Annotated in this window: 14 protein-coding genes; 7 read left to right on the forward strand and 7 right to left on the reverse strand. The window is 66.7% G+C overall.

All coding sequences use genetic code 11. The features are described from left to right. Positions 1-63: 63 nt before the first annotated feature. Positions 64-1,377, forward strand: coding sequence for a hypothetical protein (locus tag IPK71_34735; protein ID MBK8218915.1), 1,314 nt, complete (start codon positions 64-66; stop codon positions 1,375-1,377). A gap of 58 nt (positions 1,378-1,435) precedes the next feature. Here the strand turns inward: IPK71_34735 and IPK71_34740 are convergent, their stop codons facing one another. The 3 genes from IPK71_34740 to IPK71_34750 all read right to left on the reverse strand — a co-directional run bounded on the left by IPK71_34740 (position 1,436) and on the right by IPK71_34750 (position 4,940). After that, complete coding sequence (locus IPK71_34740; protein ID MBK8218916.1) at positions 1,436-2,659, reverse strand: hypothetical protein; 1,224 nt, start codon at positions 2,657-2,659, stop codon at positions 1,436-1,438. Between the two features lie 135 nt (positions 2,660-2,794). Next, a complete protein-coding gene (locus tag IPK71_34745; GenBank protein ID MBK8218917.1) occupies positions 2,795-3,589 on the reverse strand; it encodes a hypothetical protein in 795 nt (264 codons plus the stop codon). 292 nt (positions 3,590-3,881) lie between these two features. Continuing rightward, a complete protein-coding gene (locus IPK71_34750; protein MBK8218918.1) occupies positions 3,882-4,940 on the reverse strand; it encodes a hypothetical protein in 1,059 nt (352 codons plus the stop codon). Positions 4,941-5,602: 662 nt separating this feature from the next. Between IPK71_34750 and IPK71_34755 the strand changes: the two genes are divergently transcribed. Further along, the gene (locus tag IPK71_34755) at positions 5,603-7,333 is read left to right on the forward strand and encodes a DUF2723 domain-containing protein (GenBank protein MBK8218919.1); all 1,731 of its coding nucleotides are present in this window, start codon (positions 5,603-5,605) and stop codon (positions 7,331-7,333) included. A 142-nt stretch (positions 7,334-7,475) separates the two neighbouring features. Here IPK71_34755 and IPK71_34760 read toward each other — a convergent pair whose 3' ends face one another. Continuing rightward, positions 7,476-8,213: a metallophosphoesterase family protein gene (locus IPK71_34760; GenBank protein MBK8218920.1), complete on the reverse strand. Its 738-nt coding sequence runs from the start codon at positions 8,211-8,213 to the stop codon at positions 7,476-7,478. Between the two features lie 36 nt (positions 8,214-8,249). On the opposite strand from IPK71_34760, the gene IPK71_34765 reads away from it, so the two are divergent. Beyond that, positions 8,250-9,005 carry a hypothetical protein gene (locus tag IPK71_34765; protein MBK8218921.1) on the forward strand — a complete coding sequence of 252 codons (756 nt, stop codon included), beginning with the start codon at positions 8,250-8,252 and terminating at the stop codon, positions 9,003-9,005. A 25-nt stretch (positions 9,006-9,030) separates the two neighbouring features. Here IPK71_34765 and IPK71_34770 read toward each other — a convergent pair whose 3' ends face one another. Further along, a complete protein-coding gene (locus tag IPK71_34770; protein MBK8218922.1) occupies positions 9,031-10,257 on the reverse strand; it encodes a hypothetical protein in 1,227 nt (408 codons plus the stop codon). Further along, positions 10,254-11,000 carry an HAD family hydrolase gene (locus tag IPK71_34775; GenBank protein MBK8218923.1) on the reverse strand — a complete coding sequence of 249 codons (747 nt, stop codon included), beginning with the start codon at positions 10,998-11,000 and terminating at the stop codon, positions 10,254-10,256. The genes IPK71_34770 and IPK71_34775 overlap by 4 nt, the downstream gene beginning before the upstream one ends. Before the next feature lie 117 nt (positions 11,001-11,117). On the opposite strand from IPK71_34775, the gene dnaJ reads away from it, so the two are divergent. The 3 genes from dnaJ to IPK71_34790 all read left to right on the forward strand — a co-directional run bounded on the left by dnaJ (position 11,118) and on the right by IPK71_34790 (position 15,562). After that, on the forward strand, positions 11,118-12,236 hold the full coding sequence (dnaJ, locus tag IPK71_34780; protein MBK8218924.1) for a molecular chaperone DnaJ: 1,119 nt from the start codon (positions 11,118-11,120) through the stop codon (positions 12,234-12,236). 104 nt (positions 12,237-12,340) lie between these two features. After that, positions 12,341-14,620 (forward strand): RCC1 repeat-containing protein, encoded by a 2,280-nt coding sequence (locus IPK71_34785; GenBank protein MBK8218925.1) that lies wholly within the window; start codon positions 12,341-12,343, stop codon positions 14,618-14,620. A 189-nt stretch (positions 14,621-14,809) separates the two neighbouring features. Next, positions 14,810-15,562, forward strand: a complete 753-nt coding sequence (locus IPK71_34790; protein MBK8218926.1) for a hypothetical protein — start codon at positions 14,810-14,812, stop codon at positions 15,560-15,562. A 130-nt stretch (positions 15,563-15,692) separates the two neighbouring features. Here the strand turns inward: IPK71_34790 and IPK71_34795 are convergent, their stop codons facing one another. Continuing rightward, complete coding sequence (locus tag IPK71_34795) at positions 15,693-17,090, reverse strand: hypothetical protein (GenBank protein ID MBK8218927.1); 1,398 nt, start codon at positions 17,088-17,090, stop codon at positions 15,693-15,695. A 277-nt stretch (positions 17,091-17,367) separates the two neighbouring features. On the opposite strand from IPK71_34795, the gene ugpC reads away from it, so the two are divergent. Next, positions 17,368-18,492: a sn-glycerol-3-phosphate ABC transporter ATP-binding protein UgpC gene (gene ugpC / locus IPK71_34800; GenBank protein MBK8218928.1), complete on the forward strand. Its 1,125-nt coding sequence runs from the start codon at positions 17,368-17,370 to the stop codon at positions 18,490-18,492. Positions 18,493-18,508 lie beyond the last annotated feature (16 nt).

The following is an 18,508-nucleotide window of genomic DNA, read 5'->3' on the forward strand; positions in this document are numbered from 1 at the left end:
GGGCCCAGTCAAGCGACAATTGCCTACCTTGTGGGGAAGCCCCCCAAAGACTAGAAAAAGCCCATGCGCATCGTGGGCTCATCGGCCCTTTTCTTAGGGCTCGTGCTCGTCTCGGGGTGCGACAAAAGCAAGGACGGGCCCGACGCCGGGCCGAGCTCCGGGGAGGTGGCCCAGAGGCTCGGGATCGACGCGAGCGAGCTCTCGGTCGACCCTTCGGACCCGATCGCGCCGGCCGGGAACCTGCGTGAGGAGTCCGAGCGGTTCACCACGCTCGAGGCGTGTGTGGCCGAACGCGCGAAGGTCGACCCGCTCCTCGGGGACGCGATCCGCGCCATCGGGTACGACACGCTTTTTTACGACGGGTGCCGCGTGCTCCACGCCACGAAAGACCGCGACGTGCACGCGTGCGAGCCGATCGTGTCGAGCGCGCTCCGGGCGCGATGCGAGACGCTCGTGGCCATCGCGAGGGCCGACGGAGAGGGTTGCCCGCGTGTGCGAGAGACGTCGGTCGTGAGGGGCCGAAGCCCGACGTGCCTCGCCGCCGCCACGGGAGACGCGCGCCTCTGCCAAGGCGAGCCCCCGCTCCAGCGCATTCACTGCGAGGCCCTCGTGATGCGCGACGAGCGCCGCTGCGAGTGGCTCCCCGACGACCAAAAACGCCCCGGAATGGGCAAACGCTCGTGCCTCCGAGAGCTCACGAGGCTCCGCGCGATACTGCCCGAAGCGAAGACCGCGCTCCCTCCCCTCGTGACGCCGAAGGCCGAGCTCGAGGTCTCTCTAGGCACGGGCGAAATGCGCCCCGACGACGCCGGCACACCCGACCCCGGGGACGCGGGACTCACAAGGCAGCGCTTCGACGCGACCCCCGAGGTCGCCCAAGGACTCGTGATTTTCCCCGCCTACGCGCGCCGCGAGGTGTTCGACCGCTCGCGCCTCGGCATGGAAATAGGCTCCGTGAGCGACACGCAGCCCGTCTTCGTCGCCTCGGCCCCCACCCGAGCGCCAAGGCTCGCGGTGTTCGTGTCGTTCGCCAAAGGAGGCACCGACGCCCGCATCGAGCGCCTCGAGCTCGACCTCCCCGGAACCCGCTCCCACACGTATCCCGGAGAGCGGTTTCGGGGACAAGTCACCATTACGAAGATCGGGGACGTGCGTGGCGCCGAAGTGAGCTTCACGGTTCGAGGGGAGCTTTATGAGAATCGGATCGCCGTGAGCCTCGCGGGGACCACGTTTTTGAGGGATGTGGTCACGGAGGTGCCCACGACGCTTCCGAGCCCGATTTTGGCGGCTCCGGCGATGCGGGAGGACGCGGGGGTGAAGGGGAACCCGTGGTTCTCTCGGGATGGGGGGTTGTTGGGGCGTGATGGGGGGCCATGAGGCGGCGGGCAGCTGCCTCGGTATCCGCACACGCGTTGGAGCAGGAGCAAACTCCTTGTCACTCAAACAGGCGAGGACGCACGGCATTATAGACAAGTTCGCCCGATTCGTTTCTCTCAAAAATCCGAACGTACCGGTCCTGAGACACCACGACCGCCATCCGCGAGCGCCCTGCGGCCGCCCACGCCGCCGCCGAACTATGACGAGTCCCCTTAAGCCTGAGGTCTAGCGATGGACCACCCGAAGCATGCGGCACGACAAAGGACTTCAAACGAGGAGCCTTAAGCTTGACACCCATTGCCAACAACCTCATCCGATTGTCGAACACCAGCGCCCCATCGATTGCCGAAGCACGTATCGTGGCTCCAAGATTTCGCCAATACTCCTGAAACGAAGCCCCGCCATAGTCGCTGCCGCAGTCCGGAAAATGCTTCATGCGAGAGGACATGGCCTCGACATAGAGATCAAGAAGAGGAAGCCCCACATCAAGCCATCGGCCGGTCGTACGGAGACCTCTGCCGATGACCCCAGCGAATGCAAAGAGCGCCCCGCGTTCGGAGAACCACGCTCCCCTAACGAGTCGTTCAAGAACGGTCGCCCCCATTGTAGGAAGAAACACTTCAGCGGGAATCTTCCTTTGGCCCCCAACATCGATAGCGGACGCGCTCGATTTGAGATCACTCAAAAAGCGTGCACTTCGGCACGAAAGTAGCTCGCCCTCGTCTTGAATCCTACCTTCGCAAACGAACGCAAGCTCAGTGCTCATACCTTCGAACAAGACAGAGCCAGGACCGAGCACGGTCGCTGAGACGAACATGTACCCATGGTCGGCCCCCAATTTCGCGGCGAGGTCAGAATCCAGCCTTAACCCCAAGCCCTGAGGCGGACTTCCAACGCCAACAACAACCAGGCGGCCCTCAACGAGACGCGCAATTAGGTACGTTTCACCGACCTTCGTCAGAGCAGCGTATTTTAGAACGCTCACCGGTGTACAATCAACACTCTCCTCAAATGTGTACCCATCCCATCGGTACTCCATGGGAAAGTCTACGACCGCAAGACTAAAGACTGCCCTGGCAGACTCTTCAGTCTTCAGGCTCGCCTCTAGTGCCACCGGCACAAGCGCACTGAGAATACAGTGCGCCCACTTCGCACGCGCCTCCGATATCAACGGAAGACGAGAGCAGGCGGCAGCAACGATCTTGTCAGTTGAGTCCATCGAGACACCCCCGTCGCCGCACTCATCGAGCGACCGACAATGAACAACCACCCCTACGCTCAAGCGAACCTATAACAAGACACCTTCCGCATTCAAACTCGAGCACGCGTCCGGCCCGAGATCGGGACTTAACCCAAAGCAATAGTCTGGTACTAGGCGCTCGCCCAGGCTGGTCGTCGACTAGAGTCAACCCATTCGTCAGCCGACCTCTGGCGGATCCTCCCGATCCGCTTGTACCTGCAGATCCTCGGGCCAATCGACGAACTCGCATATCTTAGACGAACGATCGTGCCACTCCGAAATCCACCACGGCCACTGCGCCTTACTCTGGAGACCGCTGATCCACATCCGGGAGACAAACGTCAGGAGCGCTTCTCCTTCCGTGTGCGAACCACCGCCAACCCGAAGTACCCGGAGCGGCGGCGTCCTCCGACGTCCATCGTAGTTAGGAAAAATCAAGTACCGACCACGCACATAGATTACGTCCGGCACCACAGTCACAGCAAGATCGCGAGCGGCCCTATATTGCTCCCAAAGATACTCGAGCAGGGTATCAAGAGTCAACCCGTCCCACACGAACAGCGCCGAAAATCCTGCGTCGACACGGCCCTCCAAAACCTGACGAATCGCTTCACCGAATACGGCCATTGAGTCGAGACGCGTCTTCACCTCTATGGTTCCAGCGACTGCCGATGCGTCGACCACGAGGCAGTCACCGACTTCAAACAGAAGAGGCAAACTGCCAGGATCGAAGACAATGATATCCTGCTGTCGACTCACCCCGTCAGCGCTCGCAACGAACCCCGTCCCACATCGAAGTCTCTTGGGAAGAAAGCGTTCCAGCACGGCACGAAGAAACACCTCATGAGCACGACCTATCTCCCCTGCGTTCTGAGCGAACAGGTTGAGTGTTTGAAACTGCGCCGTCAGCTCAACTGCATAACGCTCCGCGAGCTGCTTCATCGGGAATCGATCAAAGTCTTGTTCGCTCACAGTTCCCTCACGCAAATATCCAGCCAACTTTCGGGGGCCAGCCTTCAGTGCTTCGCAAGCGCGGGGGCGAGGTGGTCCATGCCGCCGGCAGTCCATTAGTGCGAGGACCCAGTGTATGGAAGTAAGTTTTGCCTAGCTCACCGAAGGTCCCTACCTACCCTGCGAAGCGCTGCCCGACCTCATTCTTTGCCTCGCAAAATCCTTGTCGAAACTTTGCGACCGAGATATCCATGCTCCACCCATTGGAGCGTACCGCATGCGCCTCACCGCATTGTGGCGGACGGCCGCGCGGCTACTCTTCCGTGACTGAACGAGCAGGCTCAACAAAGTTGCCTACAACTTTCTCTTTTGCCTTTTCGCGCCAACCTTTCGCCTTACTCTTTGCGCTTTCACCTTCGAGTTCGACCGCATTCTCGAACAGCGCCAAAGCGATCTCATATCTACCAACTATGTACTGGCAAATACCAAGATGCAGCTTGACTGTGTACCTCATTTTTTCCAATTCGTTGGCTTCGGCAACCAGCTTTTCAAGATGAGCCCATACTCGGATAGCGTCGTGAACGCGTCGTGACTTCATGTAGGCAAGGGCTAGCGCCTTGAGCTCGTCGGGCAGTTTCATCGTATCCGCGCGACGAATGATTTGCTCGTAGTCCCCCTTCCGATATTGGTTCCAAATGTCAGCTGTCTGACCTTGTGCTGTAGCTGCGCCGCTCGTTCCTCCGCCCTCGGGGTCGGCCTCCGTAGCGACTGTCGCTCGCGGGACGCCTCCTCGCTCGAGGTCACGTCTAAAGTACGCGAGAAACCAGTCGCGCACGGTATGAATAATTTGATGCCGATCGTATCTATGGACGAATAGTCCCGAAATGTCCGAAAAGTGTCGACTGATGTCGAGAGGCGGGTTTATCACCCCAACATCGGGTCCGGCCAATGTAGGCGCACGCGTAGGTAGTTCGAAGTAGTTTCGGACTAGGACGGTCGCGTCAGTGGCGTGCAGGCCCAGAACTCTCGAAAGCGCCTCCCCCTTAGCTTCGATCATGCCGAGTACCAGCCCGTACTCAAATACGACGTTCGGTCGAAGGCCGTCCAATAGGACCACGGTCAGATCGCACGCCTGCAGTGCGACGTATAGCTGCTGAAGAATAGTAGAGCCAGGCTGCATAGTCGTTTCGTCGAAGACGATTTCGACTTGGAAACGACCTTGCTCATTGTGTAGCTTCGCCGCATCTTGAATTGCCGCGAGGACTCCGTTTACGTGCTCGACGCCGTCGTCAAGGTGTCGATGGATCTTCGAAGCTTGCGCATGCCATGGGCGAACTATGAACACTCGGTAAGCCGGATACTTCTCGCTCATCGGTCTCCCTTGCACCTCTGACTAGGGCGAGGTGCGCGCCCCTACTATGTGCCGATGCGACGTGGACAGATGTGAGTCGAACGAGCCCAAAGGGATGAGTTCTCGACCGTCAGCCTCGTGGGGAATTTACCGCTGAGGCTTGGCTCGGTCCGGGGCCCCCATCCTGTTCCCCAATGGATCTCGTCGAATGCATCCCCCATCGGTTCCGAGTGGTCCTGCCATGCCCGCCACGCTACGCAGAGGTACGCTGGCTGCATATTCCTGTCAGCGAGTCAACAGGGGCGCATCCTCGGTGTCAACGGACTTTGGGGCCCCTCGTCGTTTTTTCCTTCCACATATCTCGTGAATGATTGAGGCACTGCGTCACATCGCGCGCCCGCGACCCGGCCGTGCCGGCCACCAGGACCTCTTCCGGATCCTGAAGTGGCTCGTTTTCTGACGACAACCTGGCTGCCGCATGGCGCATTGTCGTGGCGTCGTGGGGATCGTGCCCGCCGCGCTCGCCAGCCCGAACGCCCCGCAGAGCGCACACCCAAGGACCATGCGACTCAGGGCAGCACGATCGTCTGTGGCCTTCGCAGGCCCCCCACCTCATCCTCACGGTTGAGAATCCCCACGCCTCCTTTAGGATGCCCCGCAAGCCGAGGCGCCACCGGGACCGCATGAGCGAATCTCAAACAAATTCAACCACTTCCCGCACCACGTCGGATCCCCCTGCCCGCTTCCCCGATGTGCGGCGGCTCGTGGCGCAGCACCCGGCGGAGGCGCTCGTGGCGGTCGTGGCGGTGCTCGCTTTTGCCGACTACGTGAGCCGTTGCGCGCGGGTCATCACGCGGGACGATCCGGCGGAGCTCCAGGTCGTGGCGCTCGCGGGCGGCATTCCCCACGGGACGAGCTACCCGCTCTACGTGTGGCTCACGCGCGCGTTCGCGCATGTGCCCGTGGGCACGCTCTCGTTTCGCTTCAACCTCTTCTCGTCCGTGTGCGCGGCTATCACGCTCGTCGCGCTCGCGGCCACCGTCGCGCACATCGATCAGAAAGAGCGGCGTGGGTGGATCGCGGGGGCGTTCGCCGCCGTGGTGTTCGCTCCGAGCTACAGCTTCACGCAGGTGGCTTCGTTCACCGGCATGTACACGCTCCACACCGCGATGACGTTCGTGGGGGTCGGGCTCTTCGTGCGGTGGATGGAGCAGAAACGGCCCGCCGATCTCGAGCGCTCGCTCGTCGTGCTCGCGGCCATGCTCGCGAACCACGTCATGACCGTGGCCATCTACCCGGCCATCTTCGTCGCGCTCGTGGGCACGCTCATCGCCGATCGCGCGAGGTTCTCCGTGCACCGTGGGCCGCTCTTGCGCGGCGTGCTGGGCGGCATCGCGGCCGTGCTCGTTCTCGATCTCTTCTTCTTTTACCTGCTCTGGAAAAACCACGTCACCTTCGACCACTGGGCGAGCATCGTGCGCGCGCCCAAGTTCTTCGACGTTCGCCCCGACCAGGCCAAGAGCTTCGCGTACGCGTTCTATTACGAGATCACGTGCCGCCAATTCCGGTTCGACGTGGTCGGCGCCACGTGGGACCAACGCATGCAGCAGCTCGGGTTCGTGCTGCCGCGCCTCGCTTCGGAGCTCTCGCCGCTCGTGGTCGCGCTCGCGTTCGTGGGCCTCGGTCGGCTCGCACGCCGCGCTCCGCTTCGTTTTGCCCTCGTCGCGACGTTCGTGTTCGCGCACCTCTGGCTCGCGTCGGGGTACACGGCCACCGTCAAGACGCACATCTACCTCTTGCCGGTCACCGCCCTCACCGCGGGCCTCGCAGGCTACGGTGGGCTCGCCGTCGCCGACGTCCTCCGCAAGCTCTTTGTCGCGCACCCTCCGCGCGCCCTCTTCGCGTTCGGCACCCTCGCGACGTTCGTGCTCCTCCACGAGGCGAACCGCACCTATTGGGAACGCGAGCTCCGCGACCACCCGCCGCGCGAAGGCTACGGCCCGCTCGCCCTGAGAAACCTAGGCCCCAGGCCCGACGAGCACCTCGAGCACACGACCCTCGACGAGGCCCGCAAGTCCGTCGCCGTGCTCCCCCCGAAGGCGCTCGTGTTCGCCGACTGGTCGATCATCTTCGCCATGCAGTGGGTCGGCCGCTACGAACGCGGCGGCTACGATCTCGAGATCCACGATCCGTATCCGTACGGCAGCGGCAAACGCGAGTTCCCCATCGACCACCTCGAGCGCATCGTCGATCCGAACCGCACCGTGCGCGTCTTCTTCCAAGGCGGCAGCCGCCCCCCCGAGATCCCCGGCTACCGCGTGGTGACCGTCTCGAACGAGATCGTCGAGGTCGTCAAAGACGCCCCCCAAGCCACCAAGCTCCCCGAAACCTCGGGCGACCCCGGCTCTCTCTAAAGCCTCGGAATCGCTTCGGTTTTTGGCGTTCCCGAGCACACGCACGAGGCCTCGCGCGGGCGCACGGTCGTCGTGCTCGGCGCTCGATCGCGATCACCACGCGCGCCCTCAACGAAGGCGATCGCGGACACGCGCGCTTCGGTCAGACGCCGATGAAGAGGCGGTGCGCGAAGTTGCGCTCGAGGCGGGCGCGGAGGACCTTGTCGGCCGCGAGCTCGATGTCGTACTCGATGCGCTTGAACTCGAAGCGCTTCTTCTCCGTGTCGAACACGGTGAAGCTCGCGCGGTTGTCGAAGTCACGGGGCTGGCCCACGCTGCCGACCGACACGATGTACTTCTTGTCGGGCTCGAGGTCGAAGTCGGCGCTGGGGAGCTCTTCGACCGAGTTTCGCGTGAGCGCGAACACCTTGCAGAGGTGCGAGTGCCCGATGAGCGTGATGTGACCGAGCTTTTCCCAGATCGGGAGGCACTCGCGCGCCTGCTCGGGCGCGAAGATGTACTCGAACTCTTCGAGGCGCACGGGCGAGCCGTGGCAGAGGAGCACGTCGCCCTCGTCGACCTTGTGCTGGTACGGCAGGCCCTTGAGCCACGCCATGTTCTCGGGCGAGACCATGGCCGCGTGCACGTCGAGCGCGTGGCGAGCGGCCTCGTAGTAGTACGAGTAGTCCATGCGCCCGGCGACGGCGGCGTCATGGTTGCCGAGGATGGTGACCTTGGCGAGGTTCCGCACGAGGTCGGCGCACTCGTTCGGCGAGCCGCCGTAGCCGACCGTATCTCCCAGGCAGAAGTACGTGTCGATGCGCTCGTCCCGGTAGGCTTCGAGCACCGCGGAGAGCGCCTCGATGTTCGCGTGGGTGTCGCTGAAGATGCCGTAGCGCATGGGCCAGACATTGACCGTAGAGGGTTTTTCCGCGGGATGGAACTTTATCTCGACGGAATCGTGGGCGAGCCCCCTCGCACCTTGCGCCGGGTACGCGTGTGTGACATCTGCGCCCCTCCCATGAGCAGCGGCGATTCTCCCACGAACGGCAAAACCAACGGCGCCCACGTCGACCCGGTCGCGCCCGACGAACCGGACGACCTCGAGGCCAGCACCACCGACGACGAGCCCCTCCCCGAGGATGAGCTCGGCCCGCCCCCCGCCGTCATCGCCGAGGGCGTCTCGGCGTGCGTCCGCTACGTGCACGCGAAGTACGGCGTCCTCCTCGACGGCACCCAAGACACCCTGAGCCTGCTCGACCAATACGTGAGGGATGCACGCGCCGAGATCACGGCCAAACCCGCCGCGCTCGACCTGCTCGCCCTCTCGGCCGGGGCCTACCTCGGCGAGGTCATGCGCCGCGAGATGGGCGGCACCTGGTTCGCCGAGGGCGACGCCTCGGGCTTCCGGCTCTATTTTTCCCGCGTGTTTCTCTCGTTCAACCCGGTCGGCATGGTGCGCGAGGCGCTCACGCTCGAGCCCGACGACGGCTTCGGCGCCGGCATCGAGACCGACCCGGCCGAGCGCGAAGAGGTCATGGCGAGGCTCCGCTCCCTGCCCGACGTCGACGACGACGAGTTCCTCTTGCCCACCACGCGCTTCGACGTCGTCTCGATCGTGTACGACCACCTCCGCGCAAAACAGATCGCCGCAGGCACGGGCGACGTCCGCTTCACGCCGGACGACTACTGACCGAGCGCGGCTTCCGCGAGGCCGCTCACTTCCCCGCGTCGGCCCCGCCGCCGAGCTGCGCGCGCCCCGGCACGACCACGGCCTCCTGCGAGGTCATGGCGTCGCCGAGCACCGAGCGCCACGCGACCTGGTATTTTCCAGGCGCGAGCCCGAAGAGCGACAGCTGCGCGCCCGGCCCGACCCACCCCGCGGCCACCCCGTCGATCCACACGACGCCGAGGGTGGTCGACGGGTTCGTGAGCTCGAGCTCGGCCATGCTCGTCGGGTCCCCGTGGCGCATCGCCCGGAGCTCGGGCGGGCTCAGCATGCGGCCCGACTTGTCCCGGGCGAAGAGCTCGTCGGTGCGGACCGCGCCCGCGGGGGGCACGAGCATCTGCGCGGACGTCACGTCGGTGCGCCGCGCGTAGGCCACGCCCTCGACCGTGAACGACCCACGCGACGTCCACCGGTACTCGGCGAACACCGGGATCTCGTCGAGCGCGCACACCGGAACACGGGGTGCGACACTTGCCAAGTCCATGAAAAATCTACACAAAAGCAGGCCGCTCTCGCCCGCGTCGGCCACGTGGGCGAGGTCGATCACGACCTTCGAGGAGCGCGCGCCGATCTCGACCCGCCTCGTGCGCATGCCGAGGCGCCTCGGCCCTTCACCCCGCGGGACGACCTCGGTCCGATCGATCGGCGCGACGTCGTAGCGGCGCTCGGCGAAGAACGCGCGGAGCGTGCCGAGCGGGAGCGACCTGTATTTTCCCGGGGTGACCGCGACGTGGCCCAGGCGATCGTGGCGCGCGCGGATCTCGAGATCGGCCGGGAGCACCGTGCCCATGCCCTCGAACGCGAGCCGCATGCGCGTGGGCGAGAGGTCGACCTTCGCGCGGACCTCGGTCTTCCTGCGGGCGGCGTCGAGGCCCGCGCCGTTCACGTCGGGGCCCTTCGCGAGGGGCGGAGGCTCGCCCTGACGGAAGACGAGCTCGAGGGCGTGGGTCGGCGGATCTTTGGCGAGCGGCGCGTCGAAGAGGTCGTCGTTCACCCGGAGGGGGACGGCGGGGGGACCTGCGTCGATCAGGCGATCGACCTCGATTTTGCCGCTGTCGGCCACTTGGGCCGGGGCGAGCGGGGCCGGCATGACCTGCGCTTGGGGGCTCGGAGGGCGATCTTGCGGCTCTCCCGGCGCGGGGCGTGAGCAGGCCGCGAGCACGACGGAGGCCGAGAGGGCGAGCACGGCGACGCGCCTCGGGGCCCAGGCGCTCATGGCTCCATCGAGAAGTCGGCCACGACGTGCACACGCGGATCGAGCGGCGGCGCACCGGGAAAATGCTGGGTGTCGACGAAGACGCTCTCGGTGCCCGGGTGCTGCGCGAGCAGCGTGTTGCAGTTGCCCGGCTCGTTGTCGAACACGGCCACGACCTCACCCAAGCGCGAGAGGCGCGGGCCGAACTCGGCCTTGAACTCGGCGTCCGGCATCTCGAACACGGGCTTCAAGACGAGCTCGGTGCCCGGCACGCCGATAGGAAATCCCAAGTCGCGGAGGCTCTTCCAGCTCCCGACGCTCATCGCCGGGAGGTCGCGCCCGGTGAAATACGCGAGGATGGCGCCGCTCTCGTAGCAGGCCCGCGCGAACTCGACCGCGCCGGGCAAGGGCACGTCGTAGCGGATGTGATCGTCGGCGAAGAAGCGTGATTTCCAGAACGAAACGGCCTCGGCCACGCGCTCGGCCGCAAAGCCGAGGCGCTCGAGCGTGTCGCGCACGAGGTAGTCGAGATCGTCGGCCCCGACGGTGCGGAGGCGCGCGGCCTCTTCGGGGTGCGTGCTCTGCCACACGTCGGCGAGCTCGTGGAGGATCACCGTGGTGCGCGGGCGGTTGTCGAGCAGCGTGCCGTCGAGATCGAACACGACGACCTTGGTGCGGGTCATGTCCTCGGCGCGGCGCGAGGCGTTCACGATGCGGCGGAGGAGCGCGCTTTGGGCTTCGAGGGCGAGGCGTTCGTAAGGCATGGGGCAGCGCGGGCACGCGGCCCGAAGGCGCGGGGGGTAGCATAGGTTCCACGCTGGCGCACGGCCGGGACGCGGGAAGCTCCACTTCCGCCCGGCGTGTGCTAGGTCGGGGGCGCCATGTCGCAGCGGGATCACTACGAGGTGCTCGGTGTTTCGAGGGGGGCCTCGCCCGAGGAGATCAAGGCGGCCTTCCGCAAGCTCGCCTCCCAGCACCACCCCGACAAAAACCCCGACGATCCGTCGGCTGCGGTGCGCTTCAAAGAAGTAAACCAAGCTTACCAAGTGCTGTCCGACCCGCAGCGCCGCTCGCTCTACGACCGGCTCGGGCACAGGGCCGAGGACCCGGGCTCGCCGTTCGGCGCGGGGGGCCCGTTCGCCGGCGGCGTGGTCGACATCAACGACCTCAACATCGACGGCTTCCTCGGCGATTTGCTCGGCGTCTTCGGCGTGGGCAAGGCCGATCGCGGCGACCTGAAGCGGGACCTCGAGGTCACCTTCGAAGAGGCCGCGTTCGGCTGCGAAAAAGAGCTCTCGTACGAGCGTGTCGTGCCCTGCGCCGACTGCGACGCCACGGGCTCGGCCCCGGGCACCAAGCCCGACGCGTGCTCCATGTGCCAGGGTCGCGGGCGCATCCGCATCCAGCAGGGGCTCATCCCCATCGCGGTCGAGCGCACGTGCTCGCGCTGCAAGGGCTCGGGGCGCATCGTCGTCACGCCCTGCAAAACGTGCCGCGGCGCCGCGTGCGTGGCCACGCGCCACACGCTCAAGGTCACGCTCCCGCCCGGCGTCGAGCACGGCGCGACGAAGCTCGTCGGAGGCGCGGGCAACAAACCCAGGCCCGATCGCGGCGCGGGCGATCTCGAGATCACGATCCTCGTCGCGCAGCACCCCTTCTTTCGCCGCGTGGGGGACGACGTGGTCTGCCAAGTGCCCATCACGTTCGTGCAGGCCGCGCTCGGCGGCGAGGTCGAGGTGCCCACGCTCGACGGCAAAGGTAAGCTGCGCGTGCCCGCGGGGACGCAGCCCGGCGCCGTGCTGCGTATCAAGGGCAAGGGCATCCCGTACCGCGCGGGCATGGGCCGCGGTGATCAGCGCGTCGAGGTCGCCCTCGAGGTGCCCACGCAGCTCACCGATCGCCAACGCGAGCTTCTCTTGGAGCTCGCCAAAGAGAGCGGCGAAGAGGCCCAGCCGCAGCAGAAGACGTTCATGGACAAGCTCCGCGACTTCTTCGGCTGAAGCGCAAAGCCGTCACGCGGGGCGCAGATCTCGCGCAAAGAGCTCGATTTTCCGCGTGGCGCGACCCGGTTCGGTGTGGTGCGTACCTTGCGTGAGGTGACCGCATGACACGTCGACTCGCGCTCGTGGTGATGGCCTTCGGCGTCGCGCTCGCTCCGTTCGCCTGCTCGTCGACCGAGCCCCCGGCGCCCCCGACGGACGCCTCGCCCGACGCCAAAGATCCGAACGACGCGACCGAGCCCCTCGACGCGAGCGACGCCACCTCGCCCGACGCGAGCGACGCAGGCGACGCGACCGTACGCACCGTGTGGCGCGACGTGGCCGCGACAGCGGGGCACGCGTGCGCGATCCGCGACGATCGCGCGCTTTTTTGCTGGGGATCGGCGATCGCACGCGGGGGCGTATCGGCCTTCACGTGGAGCCCGCGCACCCGCGTGGGCACCGACACCGACTGGACCGAGGTGAAGGTCGGTCGCGACTTCACGTGCGCCCGAAAGACCACGGGCTCCCTGCTCTGCTGGGGCTCCAACACCGACGGAAAGCTCGGTCGCGACACGATGGTGGGAGATCCACGCACTCCGGCGCTCGTGGGCACCGACACCGACTGGGCCAAGCTCTCTCTCGGCACCGACCACGCGTGCGCCATCAAGACGAGCGGCGCGCTCTACTGTTGGGGCAGCAACGCAGGCGGGAGGCTCGGCGTCGGCAGCCCCGTCCCCTTCGCCCTGGCGCCGAGGCGCGTCGGCACCGACACCGACTGGACCGACGTCGCAGCGGGAGGCTCTCACACGTGCGCGCGAAAGACCTCGGGGCAGCTCTTTTGTTGGGGTTTCGGGGCCATCGGCGATGGCGCCCCTCCCGCGTCGGCGCGCAACTCGCCCGTGCGCATCGGCACCGGGACGGACTGGGTGAAAGTGAGCGCAGGGAGAAACCACACCTGCGCGACGACCACGGCCGGCGCGCTCTTCTGCTGGGGAGACAACGGCGAAGGCCAGGTCGGAGATGGCACTCTCGACACACGCCTCGCCCCGACCCGCATCGGCAGCGGCACGACGTGGGCCGAGCTCGCGGCCGGACAGGACATGACGTGCGCCCGCACGACGACCGGCGAGCTCTCGTGCTGGGGACGCAACGACCTCGGCCAGCTCGGCGACGGCACGATCGTCGCGCGCCTCGCCCCGACGCGTGTCGGCGCGGCCACCGACTGGACCCAGCTCTCGGCGGGCCGCGGCGCGTGTGCCCGAAAGACGGACGGCTCGATTCACTGCTGGGGCGAAGGGGCCATCGCCGACGGCACGCTCATGGGGAGCTCGTCGCCCGTGCAGGTCGGGATGGCCACCGATTGGGCCCGCATCACGGCCGGCGCAAGCCACACGTGTGCGCTGAAATCCTCAGGAGAATCCTACTGTTGGGGGTTCAATGCGAACGGCCAAGTGGGCGACGGCACCCTCGTGACGCGCATCGCGCCGACCCGGATCGGGAGCCTTACGATCGCCGAGCTCTCGGCCGGCGCGGACCACACGTGCGCGCGCACCACGACCGGCACGCTCCACTGTTGGGGAGCAGGCGGCTTCGGGCAGCTCGGGAATGGCGACGTCGTCGACGCGACGAGCCCAGTCCGCGTCGGCACCGAGACCACCTGGAGCCGTATCTCGTCCGGGTTCCAGCACACGTGCGCCACACGTACCGACGGGAGCCTCTACTGCTGGGGCGACAACGGGACCGGTCAGCTCGGCCTCGGGACGACAGGCACCACCGAGCCTTCGCCCGTGCGCGTAGGCACAGAGACCACGTGGGCGCGCGTCGCGAGCGGAAATACCTTCACGTGCGCCACACGCACCGACGGGAGCCTCTACTGCTGGGGCGACAACCAGAGCGGCTCGGTCGGCGACGGGACGAACGACGCCCGCTCGGCGCCCACACGCGTCGGCACACGCACCGACTGGGCCGACGTGCGGGCCGGGTATTTCCACGCCTGCGCGATCACCACGGGTGGCGCGCTCTACTGCTGGGGACAGGGCAATACGGGCGAGCTCGGTGACGGCACGTCCACGTCGAAGAACGTGCCCACACGCGTCGGCACCGCGACCGACTGGGCGACGGTCACGGCCTCGCAGCGCTCGACGTGCGCCACGACCACGGGCGGCGCGCTCTTCTGCTGGGGCGACAACGGCACGGGGCAGCTCGGGCAAGACGCGCCGGCGACGCTCACCGTGCCCACGCGCGTCGGCACCGCGACCGACTGGGACCACGCGACCGCCGCCGCCGATCACACCTGCGCCCGCAAGCGCACCGGCACGATCTTCTGCTGGGGCGACAACGCGTGGAGCCAGCTCGGCACGGGCCTCCCGCTCTACCGCACCACGCCGACCGAAGTCCGCTGAGCGGCGCGCGCTCTCGCTCGAGGCGAAGAAGCGGAGCTCGGATCGCCATCCCTCTCCGCTCCTTTTCCCGTCTTTTTGCGCACCGTTATTGAAAACGATTTTCATTTTCATAAAACGGAGCTACCCAAAGAGGAGACGAAAGCGCGGGCCATGCGGCCTTCGCGAGCCCTTCGCCGAGGAGATCGAACGATGGAGACCGAGGACATCACCGTGGAGCGTGAGGTGGTCGAGCCGCTCGTGGCGTCGGCGTGTGCGAGGTGCCGTTTCCCCGATCTCGCGCTGGCCGATCCGATCGCGGAGCGTGTGGTGCGAGGGCTCGAGGTGCCCGAGTCGGTGACATGGTCGCCCACGCTGAGGGCCACGGCCACACGCGAGCTCGCCCTCGACGCGGTGGTGCGAGGGTTCATCGCGCGAAGCCCGGGCGGCCTCGTGATCTCCCTCTACGGGGGCCTCAGCACGCGCTTTTTCCGCACCGACGACGGCCTCGTGCACACGATCGAGATCGACGCCGCGGCGACGTGCGCGTTGAAACGCGACCTCTTCCCGAAGAGCGAGCGGCTCGTGCTCACGGAGGGCTGCGCGCCGACCTGCCTCGGGTTCGTGAGGCACCTCCGAGAGCTCCGCGGCCTGCCGGTGCTCGTCGTCTCGGGGGCGCCGTTCGTTCGAGCCAGCGCGCCCGCGATCGAGCGCTTCGTGACGGCGCTCTCGCTGCACGCGCCCGTGGGTGCGGAGTGGGTCTTCCCGCTCGACGACGCACGAGGGCTGTTCTCGACGGAGCGAGGGTGCCTCGTGCTCACCGCAGAGGGCACGCCGCCCATCGCCTTCCCACGCGCACGCTTCACGAGCACGGCCGCCGCGAACCCGCCGTGCGTCGAGTCGGTGCTCGCGCGAGCCTTCAAACGCCCACTCGCGCCGCTCGTCGCCCACGTGCGCTTCGCCTGAGCCACACCAAGCTTGAAGGCCTCGCGCTTCCCTCCAAGGGCGCGAGGTCTTCCGGAATGCCGGTCGTCACCTCCCCTCGAGACGCCCGGCCTTCCTCCTATTTTTGCCGACTTTTCGCCCGTTGCGCGTGTCAGTCGCAGGTGGTCTCGCCTTGGCGGAAGTGCGTGAGCATGCCGGCCATGCGCCCGTTCCAGTAGAGCCAATCGTGAGGGGCGTTCGCCTCCTTCACGCGCGTCACGTCGTACCCCTTCGACTTGAGCGTGGTCTCCATCTGATCCGTGACGACGCAGTTGTCGTCGGGGCAGCCCGAGTCGAGGTAGAAGCGCGCCGGCGTCTTCGGATCTTGGCCCGCGCGCGTGATCATGGCGTTGTCGGCCCAGAAGTACGAGGCGCTCTGCGCGCCGACCCAGCCGAACACGCCGGGCTTCTCGAACGCGATGTAGGTGGAGATGAGCCCGCCAAGCGACGCGCCCGACACGCCGCGCGCCTTGGAGCTCCCGCACACGCGAAAATCCTTGGTGAGGCGCGGCAAGAGCTCGTCGGTGATGGTCTTTGCGTACTCGCTCCCGCGCGCGCCGCCCGTCGCGAACGTGTACTCGCTCATGCGCACGTTCTGGTTCGGGAGCGCGACGAACGCGAGGATCGACGAGAGCTCGGGTTTTTGGCGGTAGAGCGCCTCGGCGGGGCTCACGAAATCGCCCCGCGTGAGGGACTCGTTGCCGTCGTGGAAGACCACGATCGGGAGCTTCTTGCACGTGGCGCCGTCGTACGCGGGGGGCAGCCACACGAACACGTCGCGCGCGTTGCCCATGGTGGGCGAGGGCACGGCGCGGAAGGCCACCATGCGAGGTTTGTCCTTCGGGATCGCGTCGGCGTGCACGATGCCGTTCATCTCGCCGACGGTCTGTTTGTTGATGCCGTCCCACACCACGTTGCGCGCGGTCAGATCCTCGCGAAAGCCCGTGTCCGACGTGCCCGAGAGCAGCTTGTACGTGTGCGCGGTGCCGCGCGGGATGCGAAGGTCGAGCACGAAGAGGTCGGTGCCGACGACGCGGGTCATGGCCTGCGCGCGGGCCTTGTCCCACCCGACGAAGCTCCCGACGACGGACCACGTTCCCGCCGGAGGCTCGCCGGACGCGAGGAACACGACGCGGTCACTCGCGGGATCTTCGAGCGGACCGCCCCCTTTGGCCGCGACGTCGGCGAGGAACGCGGCGGCCTTGGCCTTGCGTGCGGGCTCGGCCGAGATGGCGGCGATGTCGGTCACGAAGGCGTCGTAGAGGGACGTGGGCGCCGTGCGCGCGCGCGTCTCGCGGGTGCAGTCCTCGGGGGCCGCGCCGTCGGGGCCGGGGCCGCCGTCGGACGGGGGCTGCGCGGCGTCGGGCGAGGTGGCGTCGGGCGAGGTGACCGGGGGGATGACCGTGGGGGCCGTTCCGGCGTCGGACTCGGGCGACGTGGGGCTATCGCCGCACGCCGAGGCAGACACACCGACAAAGAGCGCGACGAGGGAGGCGGCGACGTATCTCACGGGCGAGTGACTGACACCGAAGCCGCCCCGAGTCAAAGGCCGCGAAGGTCTCATTTCCGCGCTCTTTCGACCGCGCCCCTCGCACAACACAACGCGTCATGCTGCGTCAGAAAATTCCATCGAAAGTTTCTCGAACGTCACTACAAAATGCGTTACGCCCAAGCCCACTCGCGGACCGACGCTCGGGGGCGAGGCGGAAAAAACGTTCCTGACCGAGTGGAGTGAGATGGAGCAGGTCGAGACCACGCGCGCGACCAAGGGTAGTCTCGCGTCTTCCATGGAGACCCCGCTGCCTTTGCCCGCCGACAAACCCGTCCGCTGCGAGGCGCGTGGCATCAAGAAGGCGTTCGCGGGCAACGCCATCTTGAAAGGGGTCGACGTGTCGATCCCCGAAGGTGGCTTCGCCGTGCTCGTCGGGCCCTCGGGGTGCGGCAAGTCCACGTTGCTCCGCCTCGTCGCGGGCCTCGAGGAGGCCGACGAGGGCAGCCTCTTCATCAAGGGCAAGGACGTGACGAAGCTCCCCCCGCGCGATCGCGACATCGCGATGGTGTTCCAGAGCTACGCGCTCTACCCGCACCTCACCGTGCGCGACAACCTCGCCTTCGGCCTCAAGCTAAGGAACACCCCCGAGGCCGAGGTCGAGTCGCGCATCCGCGAGGCGTCGGCCATGCTCGGCCTCGACAAGCTCCTCGATCGCCTCCCGAAAGCGCTCTCGGGTGGGCAGCGCCAGCGCGTCGCCATGGGCCGCGCGATCGTGCGCCGCGCGAACCTCTACCTCTTCGACGAGCCGCTCTCGAACCTCGACACCGCGCTGCGCGCCGAGGTGCGCGTCGACATCCGCAAGCTCCACGACAAGCTCGGCGCCACGTCGTTGTATGTTACACACGATCAGGTCGAGGCCATGACCTTGGCCGACACGCTCTGGGTCTTGAACGGCGGGCTCGTCGAGCAAAGCGGCCCCCCCCTCGAGGTGTACGAGAGCCCGAAGAGCGTCTTCGTGGCGAAGTTCCTCGGCTCGCCGCCCATGAACCTCTTCGAGGGCAAGATCGAGGAGCGCGGCGGAGAGATCTGGGCCACGGGCCAGGGCATCGCCGTGCGTGACGGCCGCGCGCGCAAGGTGGCCCCCGCGGCCGGGCGCGCCGTGAGGATCGGCGTGCGGCCCCACGATCTCGTGGTCGCAGGCGACACGAAGGAGGCCTCCGGAGAGCTCCACGTCGAGCTCGTCGAGGCCCTCGGGTTCGAGGCCTACGCGTACGGGTGGCTCACCTCGTCGGGCCCGCGGGTCATCGCGCGGCTCGAGCCCGAGCACGCCCGCAAGGCCCGCGTGGGCGACGTCATTCCGGTGCGCGCCCTGCCCGAGCACGTGCACCTCTTCGACCACAAAACCGAGCTCGCCCTGTGAGCCGACGACGCGAGCG

This window comes from Myxococcales bacterium (assembly GCA_016712525.1).
Classification (GTDB): domain Bacteria; phylum Myxococcota_A; class Polyangia; order Polyangiales; family Polyangiaceae; genus JAAFHV01.

What these genes read in the sequence shown, in the direction of transcription:
- IPK71_34735 (MBK8218915.1), top strand. Translation starts at nt 64, where the DNA reads ATGCGCATCGTGGGCTCATCGGCCCTTTTCTTAGGGCTCGTGCTCGTC.
- IPK71_34750 (MBK8218918.1), bottom strand. Translation starts at nt 4,940, where the DNA reads ATGAGCGAGAAGTATCCGGCTTACCGAGTGTTCATAGTTCGCCCATGG.
- IPK71_34755 (MBK8218919.1), top strand. Translation starts at nt 5,603, where the DNA reads ATGAGCGAATCTCAAACAAATTCAACCACTTCCCGCACCACGTCGGAT.
- IPK71_34760 (MBK8218920.1), bottom strand. Translation starts at nt 8,213, where the DNA reads ATGCGCTACGGCATCTTCAGCGACACCCACGCGAACATCGAGGCGCTC.
- IPK71_34765 (MBK8218921.1), top strand. Translation starts at nt 8,250, where the DNA reads ATGGAACTTTATCTCGACGGAATCGTGGGCGAGCCCCCTCGCACCTTG.
- IPK71_34770 (MBK8218922.1), bottom strand. Translation starts at nt 10,257, where the DNA reads ATGAGCGCCTGGGCCCCGAGGCGCGTCGCCGTGCTCGCCCTCTCGGCC.
- IPK71_34775 (MBK8218923.1), bottom strand. Translation starts at nt 11,000, where the DNA reads ATGCCTTACGAACGCCTCGCCCTCGAAGCCCAAAGCGCGCTCCTCCGC.
- dnaJ (MBK8218924.1), top strand. Translation starts at nt 11,118, where the DNA reads ATGTCGCAGCGGGATCACTACGAGGTGCTCGGTGTTTCGAGGGGGGCC.
- IPK71_34785 (MBK8218925.1), top strand. Translation starts at nt 12,341, where the DNA reads ATGACACGTCGACTCGCGCTCGTGGTGATGGCCTTCGGCGTCGCGCTC.
- IPK71_34790 (MBK8218926.1), top strand. Translation starts at nt 14,810, where the DNA reads ATGGAGACCGAGGACATCACCGTGGAGCGTGAGGTGGTCGAGCCGCTC.
- ugpC (MBK8218928.1), top strand. Translation starts at nt 17,368, where the DNA reads ATGGAGACCCCGCTGCCTTTGCCCGCCGACAAACCCGTCCGCTGCGAG.